The organism is Microbacterium sp. NPDC089987 (assembly GCF_044748505.1).
Classification (GTDB): domain Bacteria; phylum Actinomycetota; class Actinomycetes; order Actinomycetales; family Microbacteriaceae; genus Microbacterium.
Genome location: NZ_JBIVGE010000001.1, coordinates 600535 through 625843, shown reverse-complemented (window position 1 = coordinate 625843; position 25309 = coordinate 600535). Strand labels below are relative to the sequence as shown.

Here is a 25309-nt window from a genome sequence, read left to right as displayed (position 1 = left end):
GAAGGGTCACGCGACACGATCGCACTCTTCCATCCCCCATAAGAAAGCTTCCCGCGTGACAGAGAACACTGCCGACTTCCATCCGCTCAGCGATGCCGCCCAGCCCGTCTTCGACGCCGTGCGCAGCCTCAACCCGAATGAGCCGGAGTTCCACCAGGCGGTGCACGAAGTGCTGCACTCGATCGGGCCGGTCCTCGAGCGCCACCCGAAGTACCTGGACCAGGGCGTGCTCGAGCGCCTCGTCGAGCCCGAGCGCCAGGTCATCTTCCGCGTGCCGTGGACCGACGACGCCGGCAAGCTGCAGGTGAACCGCGGCTACCGCGTGCAGTACAACTCCGCACTCGGCCCGTACAAGGGCGGTCTGCGCTTCCACCCCTCGGTGAACATCTCGATCATCAAGTTCCTCGGTTTCGAGCAGATCTTCAAGAACGCGCTCACCGGCCAGGGCATCGGCGGCGGCAAGGGCGGCTCGAACTTCGACCCGCACGGCAAGAGCGACGCTGAGGTCATGCGCTTCTGCCAGTCGTTCATGAGCGAGCTGTTCCGCCACATCGGCGAGCACACCGACGTCCCCGCGGGTGACATCGGCGTCGGCGGCCGTGAGATCGGCTACCTGTTCGGCATGTACCGCAAGATGACGAACCGTCACGAGTCGGGCATCCTGACCGGCAAGGGCATCGGCTGGGGCGGCGCGCAGGTGCGCACCGAGGCGACCGGCTACGGCGCGGTGTTCTTCGTGCAGGAGATGCTCGCGGTGCACGGCGAGAGCCTCGAGGGCAAGCGCGTGGCCGTCTCGGGCTCGGGCAACGTCGCGATCTACGCGATCGAGAAGGCCACCCAGCTCGGGGCGCGCGCGATCACGGCATCCGATTCCTCCGGCTACATTGTCGACGACGCGGGCATCGACCTCGCTCTGCTGCGCCAGATCAAGGAGGTCGAGCGCGGCCGCATCGTCGAGTACGCGAACCGTCGCCCCGGCGCCCGGTTCGTCGAGGGCGGCAACGTCTGGGAGACCCCGGTCGACATCGCCGTGCCGTCTGCCACGCAGAACGAGCTGAACGAGGACTCTGCCCGCATGCTCATCGCCAACGGCGTGCGTGCGGTCGCCGAGGGCGCCAACATGCCCTCCACCCCCGAGGCCGTCGGCGCGTTCCAGGACTCCGAGGTGCTGTTCGCGCCGGGCAAGGCGGCGAACGCCGGTGGCGTGGCCACCTCCGCTCTGGAGATGAGCCAGAACGCCTCGCGCCAGCGCTGGAACTTCGCGAACAGCGAGCAGAAGCTGCGCGACATCATGGGCGACATCCACGACGCGTCGTTCCGCGCCGCCGAGCGCTACGGCACTCCCGGCGACTACGTCGCCGGCGCCAACATCGCCGGCTTCGAGCGCGTCGCCGACGCGATGCTCGCGCAGGGCGTCATCTGACCCGACGCTGTCGCACGCATCGACGCCCCCTCTCGACTCCCCTGGTGGGGATCGGAGGGGGCGTCGGTGCGTGCAGTGCGGGGTCAGACCTTGGAGCGGCCTCGTCTGAGGAAGCCGAAGACGAGCGTGGCCAGGAACAGCACGATGCCGAGCACCGCGAGCCAGAGCAGGCCCTTCACGACGAAGCCGAGCACGGACAGTCCGAGCCAGATGACGAGCAAGACGATCAGCAATGTCCACATGCCCCCGATTCTGCCCGCCCGACGACCGCGCGGCCAGGTCGTTGACCTCGAGCGGTCATTCCACTACGGGTCGAGCCGCCGATCGTCGGCGTGCCGCGCGAGCGAGCTCGCATAGCGCTCGGTGAGCTGCACCATCAGGTCGGGGGTGTCGCGGTCGACGCCGAACACGTGCCCGGGGAAGTCGAGGGCGGGCATCGCCGCAGCGATCTCGTCGGCCTGGTCCGGCGAGAACAGCCGCACGGGGTCGCCGACCGCCACCCAGCCGATGGGCACCACGCTTCCCTCTGGCAGCACCGCGCGACGCTGGATGATCGCGTTGACGCGCACCTCGCAGCGGGGTCCGATGAGCGCGCCGTTGAAGACGCGGGCTCCGGATGCCAGGAACACCTCCTCACCGACGGTCGCACCGGCGATGCTCGCGAGTGTGCCGACCAGCGTGTGGTCGCCGATGTGCGCTGCATTCGCCGACGTGGCGCGGATGAGCGCGTTCTCCATCACGATCACGTGCTCGCCGAGGCTGATCGGACCGCCCTCGGCCGTGATCACGGCCCCGTGCAGCACCTGGCAGTTCGGTCCGATCTCCACGTCGCCGGATATCACGGCGGTCGGCGCCACGACGGCCGTGTCGTGGATGCGGGGCCGAGCCCCGAGGTGCTCGTACATCATGCGGCCAGACTAGCCCTGCACGTCAGCGAGCGCGCAGCACCGCCGGCAGCACGATGTGCGCCTCGGGGATCATGCCGGGGGTCACGCGCTTGCGGAAGATCCAGTAGCTCCAGGCCTGGTAGAGCAGGATCACCGGCAGTGACACGGCCGCCACGACGGTCATGACGCCCAGCGTGTACGGCCCGTTGGCGGCGTTCCACACGGTGAGGTCGAAGGCGGCGTCCACCGTCGAGGGCAGCAGTCGAGGGAACATCCCGGCGAAGATCGCCGCCGCGCCGAACAGTCCGAATCCGGCGAAGCCGATGAACGCACGACCTTCGTGACGCTGCTGCGCCGCCCGCCAGCCGAAGACGGCGGCGAGCACGGCGAAGACGATGAGCGTCCAGGCGAGCACGCTGCCGCCGTGTGCCAGCTGCACCCAGATCGCCCAGAGTGCGGCGGGGGCGATGCACAGCGGCGCCCAGCGGGCGGCGAAGCGCCCGGCCCGCTCGCGCACCGGGCCGTCGGCCTTCAGCCCGAGGAACGTCGCGGAGTGCAGCAGCGCGAAGCCGACCACGGCGAGGCCGCCGAGCACAGCGGGAGCCGTCAGCCAGACGAACGGGCCGCCGACGCGGTCGCCGTTCGCATCGATCGGCAGACCGGTCGAGGTCAGCGCCAGCGCGGCGCCGATGCAGAACGCGACGATGAGCGACCCGAGTCCGATCATCCAGGTCCACACGGTGCGCCAGCGCTCGGTGTGCACCTTGCCGCGGTACTCGATGCCGACCGCGCGCACGATGAGACCGACCAGGGTGATCGTCAGCGGCACGTAGAGCGTCGAGAACAGCGATGCGTACCAGGCCGGGAACGCGGCGAACATCGCGGCTCCCGCGGTGATCAGCCACACCTCGTTGCCGTCCCAGACGGGGCCGATGGTGTTGAGCATGACGCGGCGGTCGCGCTCGGATCGGGTGGAGAAGACCATGTGCATGCCCACGCCGAGGTCGAAGCCCTCGAGCAGCAGGTAGCCGATCCACAGCACGGCGATCGCGATGAACCAGACGACGGGAAGCGGTTCCATTTCCTCAGTTCCTCTCGGGCCGGTCAGTATGCGAAGGCGAGCACGTCGTCGCGTCGATCGGTATCGGGTCGGCTCTCCTCGCCGTCGTCCGGATGCCCGGATGCGGCGAGCTCGGGCATCGAGGCGGCCACGCCGCCGCGCACGTACTTCACCATCAGGTAGAACTCGATCACGAGCATCACGCCGTACACCGCGCTGAGCGTGATCACGGAGAACAGCAGCTCCCCGACGGTGACACCGGGCGAGACGGCCGCCGCGGTGTACATGAAGACGCCATCGACGCCGGTCGCATCGGGGTTGGGTGCCACGACGAAGGGCTGGCGCCCGAGCTCGGTGAAGATCCAGCCGGCGATGTTCGCCGCGAACGGCGCGACCATGCCGAGCAGCGCGAGCCGCATGATCCACGGCGAGCGCGGCACCGTGCCCTTGCGAGTCAGCCACAGCGCGACCACGCCGCCGAACGCGACCACTCCGCCGAGGCCGATCATCAGCCGGAAGCCCCAGTAGGTGACCCACATCACGGGCACGTACTCCACGTCGGTGCCGGCCAGGTCGCCGTAGAGGGCGTCATCGGGGATCGTCTTGCCGTACTGGTCGACGTACTGCGGTTCGAGATCGCTGATGCCGGGCATCTCGGCGCCCCACTCCCCCGTGCCGAGGAAGCCGAGCACCCCTGGCACCTCGACGAGGGTGATCACGTCGGCGCAGTCGGTCGACCCGGGGTCGCCGAGGGAGAGCACCGAGAACGCCGAGCCGGTGTGGCAGGCGGCTTCCGCCGCCGCCATCTTCATCGGCTGCTGCTCGTACATCAGCTTGCCCTGGATGTCTCCGGATGCCACGGTGCCGAGGAACCCGGCGATGGCCACGACCGCACCGAACCGGAGCGACCAGATCCAGACGCCGTGGTCCTTCCTGTCGCGCCCGGCCACGGCATCCGCCTGCCCGACGATCACGCGACCCGTCTCGTCGACCGAGTCGATGCCGTCGTGGCGGCGCCGCCACAGGTGATACCAGGAGATGCCGAGCAGGAACATGCCGGCGACCACCAGGGCGCCGAAGATCGTGTGCGTGTAGGCGGCGATCGCGGTGTTGTTGGTGAGCACGGCCCACACGTCGGTCATCACCGGGCGTCCGTCGGCACCGAGCTCGACGCCGACCGGGTGCTGCATCCACGAGTTGGCGACGATGATGAAGAACGCCGAGATCCACGATCCGATCACGGCGCACCAGAGCGCCGCCAGGTGCAGACCCTTGCGCAGCCTGCCCCAGCCGAAGATCCAGATGCCGAGGAAGGTCGACTCGACGAAGAAGGCGAGCAGTCCCTCCATCGCCAACGGGGCGCCGAAGACGTCGCCGACGAAGCGGGAGTATTCGCTCCAGGCCATCCCGAACTGGAACTCCTGCACGAGGCCGGTGGCGACGCCGACGATGAAGTTGATCAGGTAGACCTTGCCCCAGAACTTCGTCATGCGCAGGAACTTCTCATCGCCCGTGCGCACCCAGCGGGTCTGCATGATCGCGACCATCATGCCCAGGCCGAGAGTCAGCGGCACCATCAGGAAGTGGTAGACGGTGGTGATGCCGAACTGCCAGCGGGCGATGTCGAGGACGTCCACGCGGTTTCTCCGTTCGCGAAGGGGCGGCGGTCGCCCGCCACAGCAATTCTACGCTCCGTAGAACTTCTTCGACACACGATAGAACAAATTCGACAGGGAGTAGAATCAAGGAGCCGGGCAAAATGCGGTGGAGGAGGGATGCGCTCATGGGAACACTCGGAGAGCTGGAACGCGCTGTAATGGACGCCATCTGGGACGCGGATCACGCGCTCAGCGCATACGACGTGCAGAGCCAGCTCGAGGCGGAGGGCCGTTCGCTCGCCGTGACCACGCTGCTCACCGTGCTGTCGCGCCTGGAGAAGAAGGGATTCGTCGCCTCTGACCGCTCGGCTCGCCCGCACCGCTACACCGCCGTCGCCTCTCGTGCCGATCATGTTGCGGAGCTCATGCACTCGGTGCTCGGCGACGCCGGTGACCGCACGGCCGTGCTCGAGCGCTTCGTCGGCGGGGTCTCACCCGAGGACGCCGCCGTGCTGCGTCAGCTGCTGGGCCGCTCGGGCTGACCGAGACGCCATGCTGAACGAGGCGCCATGCTGACCGCCGCAGCCGACGCCGCGCAGAGCGGCGCACTGATCATTCCGCACGGGGTCGTCATCTTCGGCGCGATCGCGTTCGGCCTGATCTCGATCGCGCTCGCGTGGCCTGTGCCTGTGGCCCTCTCGCGCGCATCCTGGCCGATGCGCGCACCGGTGATGGCGCTGCTGCTCTGGCAGGCGATCGGCCTGGCCGGCGGGCTGTCGATGATCGGGGCGCTGGCTCTCGCCGGTCACGCGGCGCTGCCAGGGCATCCATGGCTCGCGCTGATCCCCGCTCTGCTCTTCACCGTCTATCTGCTCACCCACCTCGGCGCGACGATCGTGCAGGTGACCAAGCAGCGCCGGCGCCATCTCGCGCTGCTCGAGATGCTGACCTCGCCGCATCCCACCCGCGCGCGCACCCGCGTGATCGACGATGCGGTGCCCATGGCGTACTGCCTGCCGAACGGACCGAGGTCGGTGACCGTGCTCTCGCAGGGGCTGCTGGACCGCCTGGACCCCGACGAGCTCGTCGCGGTGATCGCCCATGAACGTGCGCACGTCGAGCAGCGGCATGATCTGCTGCTGCTCGCGTTCCGTGCCTGGCGATCGGCGCTGCCCTGGTTCCCGATCGCGGCACGAGCCGAGGTCGAGGTGGCCGCTCTCGTCGAGATGCTCGCCGACGACCACGCGCGTCGTGAAGTGCGCGATGAGGTGCTGGCGAGGGCGATCCTTCAGGTCGGCGCGAGCGGAGTGCCGGGAGCCGATCAGCCGGTGTCGGGTTCGATGCGGGTGAGCGACCGGTTCCGCCGGCTCGCCGGCTGACGCGGCGCGGACGGCATCGCGGACGCTCTCCCGGCTCACGCGTCGCGCGAGTCTGGGTTCCCCGTGCCGCGGTGCCGCGCGAGCGCAGGCGAACACCCGAGCGCAGGAGAGATCCACGCGATTCGGCCTACCTGCGCGTGTTCTCCTGCTCTCGGCGAGCCATAGCCGGCGTCCGGGCCGTCGAACCCCACCTCCGCGCGGTCATCCGACGACAGCCACGGCATCCGCAGCGCCGAGCCGCACGACCGCGTCGCCGTCCTGCCGATCGGCTCGACGGTGCGAGACGAGCACGACGATGCGATCGGCGGTGGCGTCGCGCACGTCGGCCATCATCGCCCCCGCGGTCGGCCGATCGAGGTGGGCGGTCGGCTCGTCGAGCAGGAGGATCTCGGCACGCGTGAGCAGCGCTCGCGCGACGGCGAGCCGCTGACGCTCACCCCCCGACAGGGCGGAGCCGCCGGGGCCGACGCGAGCATCGAGGTCGCCGCCGAGCGCGCCGAGCAGACCGGCGAGACCCGCCTGGGCCAGCACACCGCGCAGGGCATGGTCATCGGGTGCGTCGTCGCGGTCGCGCGCGAGCAGCAGGTTGCCGCGCAGTGTGGAGTCGAAGACGTAGGCATCCTGCGGGCACCAGGCGACTCGATCGCGCCAGGCGCGCTCGTCAAAGGTCGTGATCCGCTGCCCGTCGGCGGTGATCGTTCCGGATGCCACAGGCAGAGCACCCATCACCGCAGACAGCAGCGTCGACTTGCCGGAACCCGACGGCCCATCGAGCACCAGCCACCGGCCGCGGTCCACCTCGGCGGTGACGTTCTCGACTGCAGGGGCTGCCGTGCCCGGGTAGCGGATCGTCACGGCATCAAGGGCGAGTCGATGGAGGGCATCCGGGTTCGCCGTTCCCCACTGCGGGCTGGGCGCCGGACGCAGCACGGCGTCGAGACGACGCAGCAGCACCTGCAGCGCGGGGACGCGATGCACGCCGGCGACGAGAGCGGCGAGCGGCTCGAGCAGGGCGAGCGCGAGAAGCGCGACGACCGACGCCGCCTCGGCGGGCAGGTCGGGTGAGAGCACCGGAACGAGCACGGCGAGCATCGTGGTCGCGATGGTGATGACGGCGGCGCCGAGTCCGGCCGACCAGGCGGCGCGTCTTTCGGCCGTGGCGAGCCGCCGAGCGTGCGCGTCGAGGTGTCGGAGCGCCTCGTCCGCGACTCCGTTCCCGCGCAGGTCGTCGGCGGCGGAGGCGAGGGCGGCAGTCGTGCGCACGATGGTCGACCGCGCCGCCACGCGCTCGGTGGTGGCGCCGCGTTCGCTGAGGATCGCGAGCGCCGAGGCGACGATGACGGCCGCGATCAGCACGGCGGCGACCAGCACGGTCAGGTGCGGGGTGACGAACGCCGCCGTGACGATTGTTCCCGCGACGACCAGCAGGCCCGCGCCGAGAGGCGGGACGACGCGCGGCAGCTGGTCGCGGAGGTCGTCGGCGAGCGTGACGAGATAGTCCAGCGGTGCGCCACCCTCGAGCAGGCGTCGCGACCCGGCGCCGCGGGCGGCGATCGCCCGCCAGAGTCGCAGGCGCAGCGCGTCCACCACGAGGAACGTCGCGCGGTGCGTCACGAGCCGATCGGCGTAGCGGCCCGCTGCGCGTCCGATGCCGAACGCCCGCACGCCCACGATCGCGACGAGCAGGTACATGATGTACTCCTCGACGCTGGCCCGGACGATCAGCCAGCCCGACACCGCGGTGAGCGCGACCGCGAGCCCCGCGGCGAGCGCGGAGAGCGCCATCGACGCGGCCCACAGCCAGGCCTGGGGGCGCAGCAGCGACGCCAGCGTGAGGCTGCGCCGCCCGGCGGTGGGCTCTCTCGTGAAGGGTGCCGGCGATTCCGAAGGATGCCCGGACTGGATCGGTTCTTCAGAACCCGACTCCTGTGCCCGAGGCTCTCCCTCGCGGGCAGCATCCTGGTCGGCCACCGGATCGCCCACCGAGACGAACCGATCTGCGAGCGCCAGCGTCTCGGGTTCGTGAGTGGCGAGCACGATCGCGCAGCGATCGGCGCGGCGCAGGACCGCCGCGCGCACCAGGTCCGCTGCGACGGGGTCGAGATGCGCGGTCGGCTCGTCGAGGACGAGCAGGCGCGCACCGACATCCACCCGCGCGAGAGCACGCGCGACCGCCAGGCGGCGCTGCTCCCCCGGGCTGAGCTCGGCGACCGCCGCGTCGGCGAGACGCCCGAGACCCAGCTCATCGAGCGCACCGGGCCCGGCACCGTACAGGGCGAGTTCCTCGCGCGGTGTCGCGGCGAAGGCGCGCGGCGCCTGCGGCGCCCAGGCCACGGCATCCGGATCCACTGCACGAACCGCACCCGAGATCGCTGCGTCCGCGGGCAGCACCCCGGCGAGGGCAGCGAGGAGAGTCGACTTGCCCGCGCCGCTCGCACCGGTGACCGCCGTGATGCCGGAGATCTCCGCCGTCACTGCGCGCAGCGCGGGGGCCTGGCGGCCGGGATAGGTGACCGTCAGCCCGTCGATGCGGATCGGACCCGTCGCCTCGCCGCGCACGTCGCGCCGTCGCGAGCCGCCGAGTAGCGCCTTGGCCCGTTCGAGTGCGGAGAGCCCATCCTGCGAGGCGTGGAAGGCAGTGCCCACGTCGCGCAGGGCGGTTAAGCATTCCGGCGCGAGGATGAGTGCGATGAGGGCCGGCTCCAGCGCCATGGTGCCGTTCAGCAGTCGCAGGCCGAGGAACACGGCGACCACCGCCACCGAGATCGTCGCGATGAGCTCGAGGGCGAGGGCCGACAGGAACGCCCAGCGCAGCGTCTCCTCCGTGCGCTGCCGGTAGCGGCGCTGGATGCCGTCGAGCGCACGCGTCTGCTCATCGACGCGGCCCAGCCCGACGAGCACCGGCAGTCCGCGAGCGAGCTCGGTGAGGTGATCGGCGAGGCGGGTGAGAGCGGTGAGCGCCGCGTCGGTGCGCTGCTGCGTGTGCTTGCCGATCAGGATCATGAACAGCGGCACGAGCGGCACGGTGATCACGATGATGAGAGCGCTGACCCCGTCGGCGGCCAGGATCCGCGCGCCGACCAGCAGCGGCACCCCCGCCGCCGCGATCAGGGCGGGCAGGGACTGGATGAAGTAGTCATCGAGGTCGTCCAGGCCATCGGCCGCGAGCACGGCGGTGCCGCCGCTGCCGCTGCCGCCGCTGCCACCGCCGTCTGCGATGCGCCGCCACAGACTCCGGCGGAGGCCGCGCTTCACGTCGGTCGCGACGCGGCGCGAGACGACGGAGGCGGCCCACCCCGCACCGGCCCGCAGCAGCGCTCCGGCGACACCGAGGATGAGGATGGTGCGGGTCGCGTCGGGGGCGAGACCGGATGCTGCGAGGCCGGCGATCCCGCGGGCGACCGCCTCGGCGATGAGCACGAGCCCGAGAGCGCGGGCGGCGGCGAGCAGTCCGAGTGCGTACAGAGACCGCTTCGGCACCGACGACAGATCGGGTCGGCGACGGGGAGCCTGAGCGCGCGCCGCCTCGACCGCCCACGGGTCGTTTGGGATGGGGTCGGCCTGGGTCGGTTGGGCGTGGGTCGGTTGGGCGCTCACATCCTAATTCTACCGGCCGTAGAAGACGGGAGCGGACGTCGGGTCAGAAGGGCGATCCGGCTTGCTGCGCCGCCGGCGATTCCCACCGGGCGACGGAGGGTTCGGAGCTCGACGGCACGAACATCACGCGACGCGGCACCGGGTCGGGGTGGATCCTGCCGGTGGGGCTGACCCACCGGAGGCTCTGATCCGGCTGCTGCCCCGCCGTCCAGCGCGCCGCATCCGGAACATCCGGATGCTTGAGGGCACGGTGGGTCTTGCAGAGGTGCGCGAGATTGCCGACCGACGTGGGGCCGCCGAGCGCCCAATCGAGATTGTGGTCGAGTTCGCTGCGGTGCACCGGCATCCGGCAGCCGGGGAATCTGCAGTGCTGGTCTCGCGCGCGCAGGAACCTTCTCATCGGCTCGGTCGCTGTGTACGTGTCGGTCTCGGTGATGATGCCGGTCGAGGTGAGGAACAGTCGCGTCCACCCCGTGCTTCCGCCGGCGAGCGACCGTGCGATGTCGGGATGCAGCGGCCCGTGGCCGTCGAGCTCGGCGGGCCGGTCGTCGTCGCCATGGAGAGTGGTCGCGGCGACCGTGACCTGGATGCTCGCGCGGATGCCGGCGAGCGCGGTTCCATGCGCTTCGGATGGAGCGGACGTGAGCAGCAGGTCGGCGAGCAGGTCGGCTCGCAGTTGATCGAACGTCCTCGGGCAGACCGGAAGGCGAGTGATGCACGGGCTGTCGGGATCGACCCGAGGATCGGTCCAGAAGCTGAGGTCGAGTTCCGGCGGAAGGCCGAACGGGTACGGGTCATCGTCCAGGAAAGCGCCACCAGCAGGAGCACCACCGTCGACGGATTCGGCGTCAGCACCACCGTCGGTGTCGGTGTCGGCGTCGGCGTCGGTGTCGGTGTCGGCATCGACGAGGGCATGCTCACGTCGCTCGTGCGCCTGGAACTCGGCCTCCCAGGCCGCCCACTCGGCTTCAGTGGGCTCGGTCGGCGGCAGGATGCCCTCGCGGTCGTCGGAGCGCCCAGACAGGTGACGCGCCATCGCGGTGAGTCGGTCGTGGATCGCCACGGCCAGGTATTCGGGCAGCACCGCCTGCAGCAGCGCGAGGCCGTCGCCCACCGACCGGACGGTCACCGACCGCTCTTCCTCAGCCTTCTTGAGTCGCTCGATCACGATGACACCGGCGAGCGCGGCAGCGACCTGACGTGCGTGCGCCTTCGTGCGCATGGCCGTGTCTCTCTCCGCGACCTCCAGCACCCCCTGCTCGTACAGTCCGAGAGTCTCGGGAGCCACGTCGCCGAGATCGACCGCATTGCGCACGGGCTGGGATTCGGCGAGCACATGCCGCACGTGCGACGGGCCGATGCGCCCCTTGCTGAACGCGTCCCGCACCGCGGGGAACTGACCCAGCATTCGGGCATCCGAGAAGGCGAACTCCATCGACCCCTTCGAGATCCGGCTCGCCGCCGCGTACTCGGCCAGCATCGAGCGCTCGATGGCCTTCCGGTGGCCCGGCTCCGCCGCGATCTCCTCTTCGAACAGCTCCCAGCGCTTGCCGAGCAGTGCAGCAGCCTCAGCTTCGAGGCGAGTGATCTGCTCTCGCGTCGCCGCCCACTTCTCGAGCAGCGCCTCACGCCGCTGAAGAAGTGCATCGAGCTCCGAGGTCATGCCTCTATTCTAGTACAGAACTTCGAATAAGCAAGAGAAACCGCTGGTCCTGTCAAGAATTTCCCGGCCGCTCCTGCAACGACGCGAGTGCCGTCAGACGCCTGCGGGCTCTGCCTTCACCGGCTCGGGGAACATCGCTGTGAACAGGTTGCCGACCCACTCGATCAGATCGGCATCAGTGGGCATCGGCACGACCAGTGCCTCTCCCCCGCCGACCAGCTTGGCCTTCGGATACAGCCGCTGCAGGCGCACCTTCATGGAGTCCTCGAAGCGGGCGGGCGCGATGCGCAGGTTCGAGCCCATCGCGACGACATCCGACAGGCCGGCCCGCGCCGCTCGCCGGCGCAGACGCGCCACGGTGACCAGCGTGGTGACCTCGTCGGGGAAGGCCCCGTAGCGGTCGACGAGCTCCTCGACCACCAGGTCGATGGCATCGTCTGCGGCCGACACCGTGGCCGCAGACGACAGCTTCTGATAGGCCTCCAGGCGCAGCCGCTCGCTGTCGATGTAGTACTCGGGGATGCGGGCATCCACCGGCAGCTCGAGGCGCAGCTCGACCTCGGAGTTCGTGTCCTCGCCGCGGAACGTCGCCACCGCCTCGCCGATCATGCGCAGGTAGAGGTCGAAGCCGACCCCGGCGATGTGCCCGGCCTGCTCGCCGCCGAGAAGGTTGCCCGCGCCGCGCAGCTCGAGGTCCTTCAGCGCGACCTGCATGCCCGAGCCGAGCTCGTTGTTCACTGCGATGGTCTGCAGGCGGTCGGCGGCCGTCTCGCTCAGCGGCTTCATGTCGTCGTAGAGGAAGTAGGCGTAGGCGCGCTCGCGTCCTCGCCCGACGCGGCCGCGCAGCTGGTGCAGCTGGGAGAGTCCGTACTTGTCGGCGCGGTCGATGATGATCGTGTTCGCGTTCGAGATGTCGAGCCCGGTCTCGATGATGGTGGTCGAGACGAGCACGTCGTACTTGCGCTCCCAGAAGTCGTCGACCACCTGCTCGAGCTGGTGCTCGCCCATCCTGCCGTGCGCCACGGCGATGCGCGCCTCCGGCACGAGCTCGGCGAGCTCGGAGGCGACGCGCTGAATCGACTGCACGCGGTTGTGCACGAAGAACACCTGCCCCTCGCGCAGGATCTCGCGGCGGATCGCCGCGGCGATCTGCTTGTCGCTGCGCGGGCCGACGAACGAGAGGATCGGATGCCTGTCCTCCGGCGGCGTCTGAAGCGTCGACATCTCGCGGATGCCGGTGACCGCCATCTCGAGCGTGCGAGGAATGGGCGTTGCGCTCATCGCGAGGATGTCGACGTTCATCTTCAGCTTCTTCAGCGCGTCCTTGTGCTCGACACCGAAGCGCTGCTCCTCGTCGATGATCATGAGCCCCAGATCCTTGAAGATGACCTGGTCGGTGAGGATGCGGTGCGTGCCGATGACCATGTCGACCGAGCCGTCGACCAGGCCCTGCAGCGTGAGGCGGGCCTCCTTGTCGCTCTGGAACCGCGAGAGCGGGCGCACCTTCACCGGGAACCCGGCGAAGCGCTCGGTGAACGTCTCGAGGTGCTGCTTGACGAGCAGAGTCGTCGGCACGAGCATCGCGACCTGCTTGCCCTCCTGGATCGCCTTGAACGCCGCGCGCACGGCGACCTCGGTCTTGCCGAAGCCCACGTCGCCCGACAGCAGGCGGTCCATCGGGATCGGCCGCTCCATGTCGGCCTTGATCTCCTCGATCGTCTGCAGCTGGTCGTGGGTCTCGGCGAACGGGAACGCCTCCTCCAGCTCGCGCTGCCAGGGCGTGTCAGGCCCGAACGCGTGACCCTTCGAGCTCATCCGCGCCGAGTACAGCTTCACGAGCTCGACGGCGATGTCGCGCACTGCCCGACGCGCCTTGCCCTTCGCGGCCGCCCAGTCGCTGCCGCCCATCTTCGACAGCGTGGGCGCGTCACCACCGACGTACTTCGAGAGCAGGTCGAGCTGATCCGTCGGCACGAAGAGCTTGTCGCCCGGGTAGCCGCGCTTCGAGGGCGCGTACTCGAGCACGAGGTACTCACGGGTGGTCTTCACCGCGTTCCGCCCGCCCGACGACACCTCGCGCTTGGTCATCTCCACGAAGCGGCCGATGCCGTGCGTGGAGTGCACGACGAAGTCACCCTGCTTGAGCTGCAGCGGGTCGACGACGTTGCGTCGGCGCGACGCCAGCTTCTTGACCGTGCGCTGGTCGCCGCCGATCGTGCGGCCGTAGAACTCGTTGTCGGTGAGCACCGCGATCCGGGCATCCGGCACCTGGAAACCCGACTCGACCGACCCGGCGACCAGCGTCGCCACCCCGCCCTCCGGCTCGTCGGTGAGCTGCGCGACGATCCGCGCGGCGAGGCCGCGGTCGCTGAGCACATCTCGCGCGCGCTCGACGAGCCCCTGCCCCGATGAGATGACGACGACACGCCAGCCCTCCCCGAGCCGCGCCTCGACGAACGCGATCGCACCGTCGACGTTTCCGTGGAACGACGGGATGATCGACGCATCGAGATTCTCGGCCGCATCGTCGTCGACGGCGAACGGGGTGACCCGCCACCAGACGCCGTCGCGCTCGTGCACGATCTCGCGCATGCGCCCCAGGCTGATGAAGTCCCCCGCGCCGAGATCGATCGGCGCCGAGGCGCCCGAGGTCGCGGCGCTCCACGCCGCGTCGAGGAACTCGCGGTTCGTCTCGCCGAGGTTCTGCGCGCGCGAGCTGGCGCGCTCGGGGTCGACGATGGCGGTGGCCGACCCCTCGGGCAGGTACTCGGCGAGCGTCATCAGCGGACCGGAGACGACCGGCAGCAGCGATTCCATGCCCTCGACCGGGATGCCCTGAGACATCTTCTCGAGCATCGCCGACATCGCGGGGAAGCGGCCCACCAGCTCGCCGGCGCGCTCGCGCACCTCGGCGGTGAGCAGCAGCTCGCGGCTCGCCGCGAGCGAGACCGATTCGACATCTCCCGGCAGAGAGCGCTGGTCGGCCACCGAGAAGGCGCGGATCTGGTCGACCTCGTCGCCGAAGAACTCCACCCGCAGCGGGTGATCGGCCGTGGGCGGGAAGACGTCGAGGATGCCGCCGCGCACGGCGAACTCGCCACGGCGCGAGACCATGTCGACTCGGGAGTAGGCACGCTCGACGAGCTGCTCGACCGCGTCCTCCAGCTCGATGCCCCGCCCGCCGACACGCAGTTCGAGGGGTGCGGCGTCGCCGAGGTTGGCGGCGAGCGGCTGCAGCGCAGCGCGCACCGAGGCCACGACGACGAGCGGCTTCTCACCCGTCCAGGTCACGATGCGGCGCAGCGTGTCGAGTCGCTTGCCGACCGTGTCGGGGCTGGGGCTCAGCCGCTCGTGCGGCAGCGTCTCCCACGCGGGGAAGGTGAGGATCTCGGCGTCGTCCAGGTAGGCGGCGAGCGCGGCGGCGACCGATTCTGCGCGACGGCCGGTGGGCGTGATGACGAGGGCGGATGCCGGTCTGCCGGCCGATGCGCGCTTGCGCAGCAGACCCGCGATGATCGGGACGTCGAGCCCGTCGACCGCCGAGATCTCGGCATCGGTCTGCGCCCAGGTGAGGGCGTCGCGGTACAGGTTCGCCTCTTCCAAGGCGCGCAGAATCCCCGGAACAGTCACCGGACGATTCTAGCCGCGACGGTGGGCGTCGGGCTCGCTGTCGCTCGCTCAGCGCATCGCGTCGGGCTCGCCGAAGCCGGGAGCACCGGGATCGCTGGGCAACGGCAGGTCGCGGCGCCCCCGTCGGCTGCGCCGCGAGCCCCGGAACCCCTCCACCGCCAGCACCGCGAGCGCGACGGCGAGGATGAGATAGACCAGGGCATCGGCGCCCTGCATCCGCTCCCCCAGCAGCAGCGCGACCCCCACGAGCAGCACCGGCTCGACATAGCTGAGCAGGCCGAACACCGGCAGCGGCAGCAGTGTCGCTGCCGCGAGATAGAGCGACATCGCGGCCGCGCTGGCCAGGCCGATGCCCGCGAGGCCCGACAGCTCCGCAGCCGACAGAGCGCCGGGCGCGGCAGTGATGAGGAAGATCACCGCCAGCGGCACCATCAGCAGCGATTCGGCACCGAACACGATCGGACCGTCGAGTCCGAAGCGCTGGCGCACCACGAAGTAGACGGTGTACGGCAGGCAGATCGCCAGAGTGACCCACGAAAGCTGCGGGGTGGCGGCGACCTTCACGACGACGGCGACGGCTGCGAGAGACACGACGAGCCACTGCATCCGGCTCACCGGCGCCCCCAGCAGGAAGCGCCCGCCGAGCACGAGGCAGATGGGCAGCATCAGATAGCCGAGCGAGGTGTCGAGGGCGTGCCCGTGCATGGGCGCCCACATGAAGAGCCAGAGCTGGAAGCCGATGATCGCGGCGAGGCCGGCCAGCAGCAGCGGCATCCACCATCGTGCGCGCAGGCGCCGGCCGAGCAGGCGCAGCTGCTCGCGCGCCAGCGGATGCAGCAGGGCGAGCGCGTAGCAGGCGAAGGTCACGAGGATGCGCCAGGCGAAGACCACCTCTGCGGACGAGCTCAGGATGCCGGCGAGGAAGAAGATCACACCGAACAGCACCGAGGCGAGCACGGACGCCAGCACACCGCGAGGCGATGTGTGCTGCACCGCCACGTCCGCCTCCTTCTGCGCACCGGCGACCGCCGGCGCATCGCGTCTCAGGATATCGCCGTCCACCGGCTGCCGATAACGTTGCCGGATGGACCCCGTCTCCCTGCGCACCGAGCGGCTCGTGCTCAGCATCCCGACCGAAGCCGACATCGATGCGATCACCGCCGCCTGTCAGGACCCCGAGGTTCCGCGCTGGACGACCGTGCCGAGTCCCTACACGCGACAGCACGCGGCCGACTTCGTCGAGCTGGTCGCCGGATGGTGGGCGGACGGCGTCGAGACGGTGTGGGCGATCCGCAAGGACGACGCACTCGCCGGGATGATCGGCCTGCACCGCATCACCGCGCATCCCCACGGCGGTGAGGCGGAGATCGGGTTCTGGGGTGTGGCGGAGTTCCGCGGGCAGGGGCTCATGGGCGAAGCCGCTCGCGCCGTGATCGACTACGGGTTCGATCAGCTGGGGCTCGCCCGGATCGCCTGGCGAGCGGTGGCGGGCAACGTCGCCTCGGCCCGCACCGCGCGCTCGCTCGGCTTCCACTACGAGGGCCTGCTGCGCCAGGGCCTGACCAGCCCGCGCGGCCGGGATGACGGCTGGGTCGCGGGACTGCTGGCGTCCGACGACCGCACGCCGGTGGTGTGGCCGGTGCTGTGAGCCGCACGAGATGCGTGACAGGATGACGGCATGCCCGAGATGCCGGAGGTTCAGGGACTGGTCGACTTCCTCGCCGCCCGCACGGTGGGGCGAACGGTCACGCGCATCAGCGTCGCGGCGATCGCGGCGCTGAAGACGTTCGATCCTCCGGTCACCGCGCTGCAGGATGCCCCGATCACCGCCGCCGCGCGGCATGGCAAGTTCATCGATCTCGCGTTCGGCGGCGATCTGCACCTGATCTTCCACCTTGCCAAAGCGGGTTGGCTGCGCTGGTACGACGAGCTTCCGACGACCCTCATCAAGCCGGGCCGGAGCCCCATCGCGATGCGGGTGGCGCTCGACGACGGCAGCGGGTTCGACCTCACCGAGGCCGGCACGAAGAAGTCGCTCGCCGTCTACGTCGCACGCGACCCGAGCGACGTGCCGGGCATCGCCCGGCTGGGACCCGACCCGCTCGACGCCGCGTTCACCCGGGATGCGTTCGCCGCGCTGCTCGCCGGTCGGCGCACTCAGATCAAGGGGCTGCTGCGCGATCAGGGGCTGATCGCTGGTATCGGCAACGCGTACAGCGATGAGATCCTGCACGCGGCGAAGATGTCGCCGTACGCGCCGGCGGCCAACCTCGACGACGCCGAGATCGATCGGCTGTACGACGCCATGCAGAGCACCCTGCGCGAAGCGATAGACGAGGCCGCAGGAAAGCCGCCCGCGGATCTGAAGGATGCGAAGCGGCGCGGGATGCAGGTGCACGCTCGCCGCGGCGAGACGTGCCCGGTTTGCGGCGACACGGTGCGCAGCGTGTTCTTCGCCGACCGGTCGCTGGAGTACTGCCCCACCTGCCAGACGGGTGGCAAGGTGCTCGCCGACCGCCGGCTCTCGCGCCTGCTGAAATGACCGAGCTGTATTACGAGGAATGAATCGTCCAGAGGCACGTTGACTAGACTCTGAGCATCAACGTGCTCCGGGGTCGGTGTGAATCCGAACCGGCGGTGACAGTCCGCGAACGCCTGGTGACAGGCGCCGATCCGGTGGGATTCCGGAACCGACGGTGATGCGAGCATCCGCTCGCTAGTCCGGAAGAGAGGCAGCACGTGGCGTACGCGTGCGCTGCAGACCCCGGGAACCCAGAGAAGGATGACCGATGGCAGTGACCGAGGCCGAACGCGACGCCATGCATCGCGCCCTCGCGCTCGCGGCGAACGGTCCGCGCGGTCTGAACCCGCAGGTGGGCGCCGTCATCCTCTCCCCGGCAGGCGCCGTGCTGGCCGAGGGCTGGCACCGCGGCGCCGGTACCCCGCACGCCGAGGTCGACGCGATCTCGAAGCTCGCACCGGGACAGGCATCCGGCGCCACCGCCGTCGTCACGCTCGAACCGTGCAACCACACCGGACGAACCGGCCCCTGCGCGCAGGCGCTGATCGATGCCGGCATCACGCGCGTCGTCTACGCGCTCGACGACCCGGGTGACACATCCAGCGGCGGTGCCGAGCGACTGCGCGCGGCGGGCGTCGAGGTCGTCGCCGGCGAGCAGGCGGATGCCTCGCGCCGACTCATCGAGGACTGGCTGAGCGTGCAGCGGCTGGGCCGCCCGCACGTCACCGTGAAGTGGGCCCAGAGCCTGGACGGCCGAGCCGCGGCATCCGACGGCACCAGCCAGTGGATCACCGGAGCCGACGCCCGCGCCGACGTGCACCGGCGCCGAGCCGAGGCCGATGCGATCGTCGTCGGCACCGGAACCGTGCTCGCCGACGATCCGGCGCTCACCGCGCGCGACGGCGACAGCCTGTACGCGCACCAGCCGATCCCCGTCGTGATCGGCTCGCGCGGCACGCCTGCCGGCGCCGCCGTGCACCGGCATCCGCACGCCCCGCTGTTCTACGACACCCGAGACCTGGCCGCCGTGCTCGCCGATCTGCGCGCCCGCGGCGTGCAGCGCGTGTTCGTCGAGGGCGGACCGACGCTGGCGAGCGCGTTCATCGCCGCCGGATTCGCCGACACCGTGCTCGCCTACATCGCACCGGTGCTGCTCGGCGGCGAGCGTCTCGCACTCACAGACATCGGCGTCGCCACGATCGACGACGCCCTGCGCCTGAAGGTCGAGCAGTGGATGCCCCTCGGCGCCGATCTGCTCGCCATCGCACACCCTGTGGCGGATCCCGCCGCAGGAGAGGAAGGAAGCTGATGTTCACCGGAATCATCGAGGAGATCGGCGAGATCGCCGCGATCTCAGCGTCGGGCGACGGATGGCGGCTGACGGTGCACGCGCCGAAGGCGGCAGCGGATGCCGTGCACGGCGAGTCCATCGCCGTCAGCGGCGTGTGCCTCACCGTCGTCGGCTCGACCGAGACGAGCTTCGATGCCGATGTCATGAAGCAGACGCTCGACGTATCCGCTCTGGGCGCCGTGCAGGTCGGCTCGCGGGTGAACATCGAGAAGGCTATGCCCGTCGGCGCGCGCCTGGGCGGCCACATCGTGCAGGGTCACGTCGATGGCGTCGGCACGGTGCTCGAGGTGCGACCGGGCGCCCAGTGGCGCGTGCTGCGCATCAGCCTGCCCATCGACCTCGCAGCGCTCGTCGTCGACAAGGGCTCGATCAGCGTCGCCGGCACCTCGCTCACCGTGAGCGCCGTGAGTAGCCCTTCGACAGGCTCAGGGACCCAGACAGCAGGCTCAGGGACCCAGACAGCAGGCTCAGGGACCCAGACAGCAGGCTCAGGGACCCAGACAGCAGGCTCAGGGGCCCAGACAGACGAGCACTGGTTCGAGGTCTCGCTCATCCCCGAGACACTCGAGGCGACCATCCTCGGCACTCTCGAGCCCGGCGACGTCGTCAACCTCGAGACCGACATCCTCGCCCGTCACGTGGAGCGCCTGCTCGCGTTCCGCACCCTTACGGAAGGAGGCTCGCGATGAGCCTTTCCCCCCTCTCCGATGCCCTCGACGCGCTGCGCGCCGGCAGGCCGATCATCGTCGCCGATGACGAGAACCGCGAGAACGAGGGCGACATCATCATCTCCGCCGAGCTCGCGACGGCCGAGACGATGGCCTGGATGGTGCGCTGGACCTCGGGCCTGATCTGCGCGCCGATGCCCGCCGACCTCGCCGACCAGCTGAACCTGCCGCCCATGGTCGAGACCAACGAGGACGCCCGCACCACGGCGTACACGGTGAGCGTCGACGCCGCCGAGGGCGTCACCACCGGCATCAGCGCTCATGACCGCGCGCTGACACTCAATGTGCTGGCGAACCCGGCATCCGTCCCCACCAGCCTCATCCGTCCGGGCCACATCCTGCCGCTGCGCGCCGTCGACGGCGGCGTGCGCGAACGCGGCGGGCACACCGAGGCGGCCGTCGAGCTGATGCGGCTCGCCGGACTGCAGCCGGTCGGCGCCATCGCCGAGGTCGTCGCCGACGACGGCAGCATGATGCGCCTGCCCGCGCTGCTCGAGCTCGGCGCGCGCGAGGGCGTGCCGGTGATCACCATCGAGCAGCTCATCGCGCACCTGAACGAGGTCGACCCGCGCGACGAGGCCGACTGCCTCGCGCGGCGCTCCGGTCGCCGGGTCAGCCTGCGCGCCGACGCCAACGTTCCGACCGACCACGGCACCTTCCGCTTCCTCGCGTACAAGGACCGCGTCAGCGGCACCGATCACATCGCCGTCGTGTCGGGCACTCCCGGCGAGACCGCGCTGGTGCGCGTGCACTCGGAGTGCCTCACCGGCGAGGCGTTCGGATCGCAGAAGTGCGAGTGCGGCCCGCAGCTGCAGGCGGCCCTCAAGCGCATCGACCAGGAGGGCGGCGTGGTCATCTACATGCGCGGTCACGAAGGGCGCGGCATCGGTTTGATCAACAAGCTGCGCGCATACGCGCTGCAGGAGGAGGGCCTGGACACGGTCGACGCCAACCTCGCGCTCGGCCTGCCCGCAGACGCCCGCGAGTACGCGGCCGCCGCCGGCATCCTCACCGACCTGGGGATCTCGAAGGTGCGCCTGCTCACCAATAACACCGACAAGGTCGAGAAGCTGCAGGCCCTCGGGCTCGATGTGGTCGAGCAGGTGCCGCTGATCGTCGGAGTCGGGCCCAACAACCACCAGTACCTCGAGACCAAGCGCGATCGCATGGGTCACATCATCGGCGCGGACGAGCTGGCCCGCGCCCTCGGAAAGGACGACGCATGAGCGGCGCAGGAGCCCCCACCCCGAACACCCCGGTCGACGGCAGCGGACTGCGCGTCGTCGTGATCGCGGGCACCTGGCACGAGACGATCTCGAACGGCCTCATCGCCGGCGCGCAGCGCGTGCTCGACGAGGCAGGCGCCGCGCACACGCTGGTGCGCGTGCCCGGTTCGTTCGAGCTGGCCGTCGCCGCGCAGGCGGCGTTCGCCGGCGGGGCGGATGCCGTGGTCGCGCTCGGCGTGATCATCCGCGGCGGCACACCGCACTTCGAGTACGTGTCGGCGGCCACCACCGACGGGCTCAGCAGAGTGGCCCTGGATGCCGGCAAGCCGGTGGGCTTCGGAGTGCTCACCCTCGACGACGAGCAGCAGGGCCTCGACCGAGCGGGCCTTGCGGGCTCGAAGGAGGACAAGGGCGCCGAGGCGGCGGATGCGGCTCTGCGCACGGCTCTCGTCGTCCGCGCGCTGCGCGGCTGAGCCGTCACGCCAGACCGGATAGCCTGGGGTCATGGAGACCCTGCGCCACCTCGTCCTTTTCGTTCACCTCGTCGGCTTCGCCGTGCTCTTCGGAGCGTGGGCGGTGCAGGCATTCGGCGGCAAGCGCGAGATCGTCAAGCTGATGCACATCGGCGTCACGATCGCCGCCGTGGCAGGCCTGGCGCTCGCGGCTCCCTGGGGCCTGCCCGAGGGCGTCGAGATGAACTACGCCAAGATCGGCACGAAGCTCGTCGTGCTGCTGATCATCGGCGCCCTGCTCGGCATCGGCCAGGCCCGACAGCGCAAGAGTGGCCAGGTGCCGTCGGCGCTGTTCTGGGGCATCGGCGTGCTGACTCTGGTGAACGCGGGTATCGCCGTCATCTGGTGATTCGGCGGCTCACCGGCCGATTAGACTCCCAAAGGTTCTGCACACCTGAGGAGCACGCATGACAACGACCACCGCACCGGCGAATCCCCGTTCCCGGGTGATCCTGGCCAGCCTCGTCGGCACGACGATCGAGTTCTACGACTTCTACGTCTACGCGACCGCGGCGGTCCTCGTCTTCCCCGTGCTGTTCTTCCCGACCGGTAACGACACCACGTCGCTGCTCGCCTCGTTCGGCGTGTTCGGCGCGGCGATGATCGCACGACCGATCGGCGCCGTCGTCTTCGGGCACTTCGGCGACAAGTTCGGACGCAAGGCCACCCTGGTCGCGTCGCTGCTCACGATGGGCATCGCGACCTTCCTCATCGGGCTGCTGCCGACCTTCCAGCAGATCAACTGGTGGGCGGCTCTGCTGCTGCTGGTGCTGCGCCTCGCGCAGGGATTCGCCCTCGGCGGTGAATGGTCGGGCGCCGCGCTGGTTGCCACCGAGAACGCGCCGGCCGGCAAGCGCGCCTGGTACGGGTCGTTCCCGCAGCTCGGGGCGCCGCTGGGCTTCATCATCGCCAACGGCATCTTCCTCGCCATCAACGCGCTGCTGCCGCACGAGACGGACGCGACGCTGAAGTCCGAGGCGTTCCTCAGCTGGGGCTGGCGCGTGCCGTTCCTGTTCTCGGCCGTCATGGTCATCATCGGCCTATGGGTGCGCCTCAAGCTCGTCGAGTCCGAGACCTTCACACGTGCGGCCGACACCGGTCGTATCCGCAAGCTGCCGCTCGCGACGGTGTTCCGTCACCACTGGAAGCAGCTGATCCTCGGCACGTTCATCATGCTCGCGACCTACGTGCTGTTCTATCTGATGACGAACTTCACGCTCGCCTATGGCACGAAGGCCGGCTCTCTCGAGGTGGCGTCTGCCGCCGCGCAGAAGGCCGCGGAGGCCGCCGGCAAGCCGTTCGACCCGAGCGCTTTCGCCGCGCAGTTCTACCCCGGCCTCGGCTTCGGGTACACCCAGTTCGTGATCATGCAGATCGTGGGCGTGGTGTTCTTCGGCATCTTCACCCTGCTCTCCGGACCCTGGGCCGACCGCATCGGCCGCCGGAAGCTGCTGCTGTGGGTGACGGGCGCCATCATCGTCTTCGGTCTCACTTTCAACCTGTTCCTCATGCCGCAGGACGACCCGGCACTCACCACTGCCGTCGTGCAGGGCTTCCTCGTCCTCGGCTTCCTGCTCATGGGCGCCACCTTCGGCCCGATGGGCGCACTGCTGCCCGAGCTGTTCCCCACGAACGTGCGGTACTCGGGTTCGGCGATCGCGTACAACGTGTCGTCGATCCTCGGTGCCGCGGTCGCTCCGCTGATCGCGGTGGAGCTGTGGCGCATCGGCGACGGCTCCCCCTGGCTGGTCGGCGTGTACCTGTCGGCGATGGCCGTGCTGACCTTCATCGCTCTGTGGCTGTCGCCTGAGACGAAGGACCACGACTACGAGTCCGACCTGGGCGTCGCCGCGCAGCGCTGACCTCTGTCGCAGACGTCCTGAGATCCGGACGACCGCCCGGGCTCCGCAGAAGCGGGCCCCGGGCATCCGGATCTCGGGGTGGATGCCGGTTCTCGGGCGGACCGGATCTCGGCGGATGACGGATCTCGCGGTGGATGCCTGGTCTCGGGCGGATGCCCGGCGTAATCTGACTCCATGGCGACCATCGAGGATGTGCGCCGCATCGCACTCGGCTTTCCGCGCGTCACGGAGGCCGTCGAAGGGCACCGCGGCGGGGCGTGCTGGCGTACCAGCGCCGGGAAGATCGCCTGGGAGCGGCCGCCGAGCAAGCGCGACCTCGAGCAGCTCTCCGACCTCGGCCGGGAGTGGCCTGCCGGCGTCGTCCTCGGCATCCACGTCGAGAACGAGCAGGACAAGTCCGCGCTCATCGAGACGCACCCGCGGGCGTTCTTCACCATCCCGCACTTCGACGGCTATCCGGCCGTGCTCACCCGACTCGACGAGATAGACACGCAGCTGCTGCGCGAGACGCTCACCGACGCCTGGCTGCTGCGCGTGCCGGCGACGGTCAGAAGGGCCTGGCTCGTCGAGAACGGACTCGCCGAATAACGGTCAGTACGACGCTCTGACGATCCCGGCGGCTCCATCCAGCGTCATATGGCCGCCGTACGGCAGGATCCACTGCGGACGCGTGTGCCCGAAGGGCACGCCGAAGCACACCACGGCATCCGGGTTGTACCGACCGATCATCTCGATCACGACATCCCGCTGCGCGGCGCGCAGCGCGGCCCTCTCGGCAGCGCCGGGCTGAACCTCGAACGAGCTCACGGGCGGGCGGGCGAACAGCACGCCTGCGACGGCGCCAAGAAGTCCTCGTTCGCCGTAGCCGCGCAGCTGCTCGCGAACTCGCCCTGCCGGGGTGAGCCGCTCGCTCGTCTCGAGCAGCAGAATCGCTCCGGCGAGCTCGTGGTTCGTGGGCATCCGGTCGGCGAGTGCCAGCTGGTCGACCACCTCGAGGCAGCCGCCCCACGTGCGCCCCGTCACGCTCTTCGCAGGGCCCGCCCACGTCCATGGCTCTGTCGGCTCGCGGTCGCCGTACTCGGTCAAGGCTGCCGGGTCGTCCCAGTGCCGGCCGAAGTCCTCCGACTCCCCCGGCTCGGTGATCTCCAGCTCACCGCCGTGGAGCAGCGCGGCGCGCAGCGAGCGCAGGTGGATCTCGTCGACCCGAGGCCCTGGCCCCAGGTGCACCTGGGTGGAGCCGCCGTAGAATCCCGGGACGCCGTGCCGCCACAGCCAGTTCAGGATGTTCGTGTTGTCGCTGTACCCGAGAAACGGCTTCGGGTCGGCGGCGGCGAGCGTGCTGTCGAGGTGCGGCGTCACGAGGATCTGGTCGCTGCCGCCCACGGTCGCGATGATCGCCCGGATAGCAGGATCGGCGAGCGCGGCGTTCATGTCGGCGGCCCGCGCTTGCGGACTCGCATCGAGCTGCCTCGTGGTCGGATATTCGACGGGAATCAGGCCCGTTGACTCGGCCAATCGCCGAAGCGCCTGCTCATGCACCTCTGGGCCGGCCACCGGCGCGGCGAACGCGGGCGAGAGGACGGCGATGCGATCTCCTGGCTGCAGTTTCGGGGCGATGAGCATCCGACCATCCTCCCCTGCGCGAGCGCCCGAGATCCGGAGAAGCGCCCGGAATCCGGAGGAAACCGCCCCGGGCATCCGGATGTCGGTCAGGATGCCGGAATCGGGCGCACCGGCAACCCGCCTCCCCCGCTCGAGCGCCCGAGATCCGGAGAACCGCCCGAGATCCGGAGGAAACCGCCCCGGGCATCCGGATGTCGGTCAGGATGCCGGAATCGGGCGCGCCGGATGCCGGGCCAAACAGGCCGCGCA

The 25309-nt window shown here is 70.0% G+C and carries 21 protein-coding genes; 12 read left to right on the top strand and 9 right to left on the bottom strand.

Annotation, left to right across the window (positions count from 1 at the left end):
• The first annotated feature begins 55 nt into the window (after positions 1-55).
• A complete protein-coding gene (gene gdhA, locus ACIPV2_RS02835) occupies positions 56-1423 on the top strand; it encodes an NADP-specific glutamate dehydrogenase (protein WP_400838222.1) in 1368 nt (455 codons plus the stop codon).
• A gap of 83 nt (positions 1424-1506) precedes the next feature.
• Here gdhA and ACIPV2_RS02830 read toward each other — a convergent pair whose 3' ends face one another.
• From ACIPV2_RS02830 to ACIPV2_RS02815, 4 genes are all read right to left on the bottom strand, one after another.
• The gene (locus ACIPV2_RS02830) at positions 1507-1665 is read right to left on the bottom strand and encodes a hypothetical protein (protein ID WP_400838219.1); all 159 of its coding nucleotides are present in this window, start codon (positions 1663-1665) and stop codon (positions 1507-1509) included.
• A gap of 63 nt (positions 1666-1728) precedes the next feature.
• Positions 1729-2331 (bottom strand): gamma carbonic anhydrase family protein, encoded by a 603-nt coding sequence (locus tag ACIPV2_RS02825; protein WP_400838216.1) that lies wholly within the window; start codon positions 2329-2331, stop codon positions 1729-1731.
• A 22-nt stretch (positions 2332-2353) separates the two neighbouring features.
• A complete protein-coding gene (gene cydB / locus ACIPV2_RS02820; protein WP_400838214.1) occupies positions 2354-3391 on the bottom strand; it encodes a cytochrome d ubiquinol oxidase subunit II in 1038 nt (345 codons plus the stop codon).
• A gap of 23 nt (positions 3392-3414) precedes the next feature.
• Complete coding sequence (locus ACIPV2_RS02815; RefSeq protein ID WP_400838212.1) at positions 3415-5007, bottom strand: cytochrome ubiquinol oxidase subunit I; 1593 nt, start codon at positions 5005-5007, stop codon at positions 3415-3417.
• A 146-nt stretch (positions 5008-5153) separates the two neighbouring features.
• Between ACIPV2_RS02815 and ACIPV2_RS02810 the strand changes: the two genes are divergently transcribed.
• Entirely contained in the window at positions 5154-5510 is a 357-nt protein-coding gene (locus tag ACIPV2_RS02810) for a BlaI/MecI/CopY family transcriptional regulator (protein WP_101187311.1), read from the top strand.
• A gap of 27 nt (positions 5511-5537) precedes the next feature.
• Positions 5538-6347 carry a M56 family metallopeptidase gene (locus tag ACIPV2_RS02805; protein WP_400838209.1) on the top strand — a complete coding sequence of 270 codons (810 nt, stop codon included), beginning with the start codon at positions 5538-5540 and terminating at the stop codon, positions 6345-6347.
• 201 nt (positions 6348-6548) lie between these two features.
• On the opposite strand, the gene cydC is transcribed toward ACIPV2_RS02805, so the two are convergent.
• The 4 genes from cydC to rarD all read right to left on the bottom strand — a co-directional run bounded on the left by cydC (position 6549) and on the right by rarD (position 16299).
• Positions 6549-9944: a thiol reductant ABC exporter subunit CydC gene (gene cydC, locus ACIPV2_RS02800; RefSeq protein WP_400838207.1), complete on the bottom strand. Its 3396-nt coding sequence runs from the start codon at positions 9942-9944 to the stop codon at positions 6549-6551.
• A 43-nt stretch (positions 9945-9987) separates the two neighbouring features.
• A complete protein-coding gene (locus tag ACIPV2_RS02795; RefSeq protein ID WP_400838204.1) occupies positions 9988-11607 on the bottom strand; it encodes a DUF222 domain-containing protein in 1620 nt (539 codons plus the stop codon).
• A gap of 93 nt (positions 11608-11700) precedes the next feature.
• Positions 11701-15237 (bottom strand): transcription-repair coupling factor, encoded by a 3537-nt coding sequence (mfd, locus tag ACIPV2_RS02790; protein ID WP_400838202.1) that lies wholly within the window; start codon positions 15235-15237, stop codon positions 11701-11703.
• A gap of 48 nt (positions 15238-15285) precedes the next feature.
• Positions 15286-16299, bottom strand: a complete 1014-nt coding sequence (gene rarD, locus ACIPV2_RS02785) for an EamA family transporter RarD (RefSeq protein WP_400838199.1) — start codon at positions 16297-16299, stop codon at positions 15286-15288.
• A 22-nt stretch (positions 16300-16321) separates the two neighbouring features.
• On the opposite strand from rarD, the gene ACIPV2_RS02780 reads away from it, so the two are divergent.
• The 9 genes from ACIPV2_RS02780 to ACIPV2_RS02740 all read left to right on the top strand — a co-directional run bounded on the left by ACIPV2_RS02780 (position 16322) and on the right by ACIPV2_RS02740 (position 24025).
• Positions 16322-16885 carry a GNAT family N-acetyltransferase gene (locus ACIPV2_RS02780; protein WP_400838197.1) on the top strand — a complete coding sequence of 188 codons (564 nt, stop codon included), beginning with the start codon at positions 16322-16324 and terminating at the stop codon, positions 16883-16885.
• Positions 16886-16915: 30 nt separating this feature from the next.
• Entirely contained in the window at positions 16916-17779 is an 864-nt protein-coding gene (locus ACIPV2_RS02775) for an Fpg/Nei family DNA glycosylase (protein ID WP_400838195.1), read from the top strand.
• A gap of 247 nt (positions 17780-18026) precedes the next feature.
• Positions 18027-19067, top strand: a complete 1041-nt coding sequence (ribD, locus tag ACIPV2_RS02770; RefSeq protein WP_400838192.1) for a bifunctional diaminohydroxyphosphoribosylaminopyrimidine deaminase/5-amino-6-(5-phosphoribosylamino)uracil reductase RibD — start codon at positions 18027-18029, stop codon at positions 19065-19067.
• Complete coding sequence (locus ACIPV2_RS02765; protein ID WP_400838189.1) at positions 19067-19798, top strand: riboflavin synthase; 732 nt, start codon at positions 19067-19069, stop codon at positions 19796-19798. The genes ribD and ACIPV2_RS02765 overlap by 1 nt, the downstream gene beginning before the upstream one ends.
• On the top strand, positions 19795-21063 hold the full coding sequence (gene ribA / locus ACIPV2_RS02760) for a GTP cyclohydrolase II (protein WP_101187321.1): 1269 nt from the start codon (positions 19795-19797) through the stop codon (positions 21061-21063). Before ACIPV2_RS02765 ends, ribA begins: the two co-directional genes overlap by 4 nt.
• Entirely contained in the window at positions 21060-21536 is a 477-nt protein-coding gene (gene ribH / locus ACIPV2_RS02755) for a 6,7-dimethyl-8-ribityllumazine synthase (protein WP_101187322.1), read from the top strand. The genes ribA and ribH overlap by 4 nt, the downstream gene beginning before the upstream one ends.
• Before the next feature lie 31 nt (positions 21537-21567).
• Complete coding sequence (locus ACIPV2_RS02750) at positions 21568-21924, top strand: Fe-S protein (RefSeq protein WP_400838185.1); 357 nt, start codon at positions 21568-21570, stop codon at positions 21922-21924.
• A 58-nt stretch (positions 21925-21982) separates the two neighbouring features.
• Entirely contained in the window at positions 21983-23437 is a 1455-nt protein-coding gene (locus tag ACIPV2_RS02745) for an MFS transporter (protein WP_400838182.1), read from the top strand.
• A 174-nt stretch (positions 23438-23611) separates the two neighbouring features.
• Positions 23612-24025, top strand: a complete 414-nt coding sequence (locus ACIPV2_RS02740) for an MmcQ/YjbR family DNA-binding protein (RefSeq protein ID WP_400838180.1) — start codon at positions 23612-23614, stop codon at positions 24023-24025.
• Between the two features lie 3 nt (positions 24026-24028).
• On the opposite strand, the gene ACIPV2_RS02735 is transcribed toward ACIPV2_RS02740, so the two are convergent.
• On the bottom strand, positions 24029-25060 hold the full coding sequence (locus tag ACIPV2_RS02735; protein ID WP_400838177.1) for a S66 peptidase family protein: 1032 nt from the start codon (positions 25058-25060) through the stop codon (positions 24029-24031).
• Between the last annotated feature and the right edge of the window lie 249 nt (positions 25061-25309).